At 60.8% G+C, this 2,390-nt stretch carries 3 protein-coding genes; all 3 read right to left on the bottom strand.

Annotated features, from left to right (window positions below):
* A partial coding sequence (locus QZ522_RS19010; RefSeq protein WP_294615334.1) for an enolase C-terminal domain-like protein occupies positions 1–663 on the bottom strand: 663 nt, incomplete at its 3' end.
* Positions 660–1,766, bottom strand: a complete 1,107-nt coding sequence (locus QZ522_RS19005) for an enolase C-terminal domain-like protein (RefSeq protein ID WP_294615332.1) — start codon at positions 1,764–1,766, stop codon at positions 660–662. The genes QZ522_RS19010 and QZ522_RS19005, both read right to left, overlap by 4 nt.
* Positions 1,763–2,390, bottom strand: a 628-nt coding sequence (locus QZ522_RS19000; RefSeq protein ID WP_294615329.1) for a zinc-binding dehydrogenase, incomplete at its 5' end; no start/stop codon positions are given. The genes QZ522_RS19000 and QZ522_RS19005, both read right to left, overlap by 4 nt.

The following is a 2,390-nucleotide window of genomic DNA, read 5'->3' as shown; positions in this document are numbered from 1 at the left end:
GCAGGGCTGTTCCAGCATGATATCCAGATGTGCCACTGCGCGGCCCGTGCGCGTTGCATCCAGTGAGGTCGAGCCACAGTTCCAGTCGCCATAAAGAATGGGCCCACTGCCAACGGCCTCGCGCACCTTGATCAATCTCTCGACATCCGTTTGCCAGTCACCCGACGCACCCAATTTCGCTTGAAACTGGGTCATACCCTGCGCCTGTGCCTCAATTGCGATGCGAGCCATTTCGTCAGGCTCAATACAGGTAATCGAATGATACAGCGGCAAATCAGCCTGCCTTTGCCCACCGAGAAGCGCATGAAGTGGAAGCCCCGCGGCTTGCCCGGTAAGATCCCAAAGGGCGATATCAAGCGCCGATTTAGCATAACGATGATCGGGTAAATAGGCGTCTGCTTTGGCCATGAGCGCCTCTGGCCCGATGGGATCAGCGCTAAGAATAACCGGTGCAAGCTCGGACAACGCAGGCCCCACACCGCGCGCGTAGGCAGGCAGGTAATGCGGGATCGGGCAAACCTCGCCCCAGCCGGTCAGGCCTGTGTCGGTTTCAATGCAAAGCACCGCTGTTTCAACCGTGTCGCAGGTTTTGCCTTCGGCCATGTAATAGGCCGAGTGGCTGGTCAGCGGCACATGCCAAAGAGAGAGGCGTTTGATCTTCATCGGTACACCGCCACCGGCTCGCCCAAGATGCCTTCGTCGGGGTGTACGCCGAGACCCGGCGCTTCTGGCAGGTGGAGGTGGCCATCAATATTGCGTGGGCCGCGCCCGCCTGCGATGTCCAGCGTGATCATATCCTGGCACGCCCAGACCGCGTGGCAGTTTGCATCCGGAATAGTCGCGGCCAGATGCAGCGCCTCAGCGTCGGCCAGCACAGACCCGCCCGTCGCCATGACAAACATATCGATACCGTGTGCCAAGGCGATGTCGCGCATACGTGCTGCCTTGGTCAGGCCACCCACGCGGTTCAACTTGATGCCAAACACCTCAGCCAATCCGTCCCTCGCAATGCGGGCGGCGTCTTGCAATGTCACAAGGCTTTCATCGACAGACACAGGCGCCGCATGTTTGCCTGCGATCGCCGCGATGTCGTCAAGGCTTTCGCAGGGTTGCTCAAACATCACGTTCAGGTCTTCGGTTGCGGACATAACACGTAAGGCCTGCTGGCGGGTCCAGCCGCGATTGACGTCATAGAGGACGATTTCGCCATCGCGACGCAGACTTTCCACATCACGCACGCGTGCGATATCGCGTTCAATATCGCCGCCGATTTTAACCGAATGGGCGACATAGCCGCGCTGGCGGTAACGCTCGATAACGGCGCGGGTTTCTTCCACGGTCTTTGCCCCGACAGACGACGCGATCGGTCGCGGCGTGCGCGATCCGCCGCCCATCAGATCAGCAATCGAAAGGCCCGCCGCTTGGCCTGCGATGTCCCAACAGGCCATGTCGATGGGGGATTTGGCATAGAGATGCCCCGGCAGCGCAAGGTCCATCGCCCGCTCGATTTCCAGTCCCCGGCGCGGATCAAGGCCAATGATGAAGGGGGCCATCGTCTCGATCCCTGCGCGGATGCCCGGACCATGGGCAGGCACATAGGTGTGTCCCCAGGGCGTGCCTTCGCCCCAGCCCGTGAGGCCCGTACCGGTTTCGATTTTCACCAGCGTGGCATCGAGAACCTCGAACTTGAGCCGCCCACCGGACAGCCAATAAGGATGCTCCAGCGGTAAGGCAATCTGATAGACGGTGATGCGGGTGATCTTCATGGCGTCACAACGATGTTGCCAGTGTGCTCTTTGGCGATGAAAGCGCTCTGGGCAGCGCGCAAATCCTCAAGTGGATAGGCGGCGGCGAGGGAGGGCTTGATCGCGCCTTCCTCAATATAGCGCACGATGTTGGGCATGACTTCCAGATCAATGACGGTCGAGCCTGTGAACGTCAGATCACGCAGATAGAAGGTGCGCAGATCAAGGGACACCATCGGCCCTGCAATCGCGCCCGAGCAGGTGTAGCGCCCGCCCCGTTCCAGGATGTCGATCAAGCTGGGCCAATACGGGCCACCGACGACATCGGCCACGACCGTAATGCGTTCATCGCCCAAAGCACTGCGCAGATGGGCAGGCGCGCGCGGCAGGATCATATCCGGACCAAGGGCCGCCACATCGCTGTGTTTCCCCTCTGATGCCATTGCGATAACCCGCGCACCACGGCGTTTGGCCAGTTGCACCAGCGCACCGCCTACACCGCCGGACGCGCCGGGGATGAGCACTGTATCGTCCGCCGTAACCCGGGCGCGGGTCAACATGCCTTCAGCCGTAGAATAAGAGCAGGAAAATGTCGCCAGTTCGGCGTCGCTCGGCGTGGAATTCACAGCCAGGGCTTTGCTGGAC

This window comes from uncultured Roseovarius sp. (assembly GCF_913054395.1).
GTDB lineage: Bacteria > Pseudomonadota > Alphaproteobacteria > Rhodobacterales > Rhodobacteraceae > Roseovarius.
The sequence above is the reverse complement of the archived record's forward strand: the minus strand, read 5'-3'. Positions and strand labels throughout refer to the sequence as shown.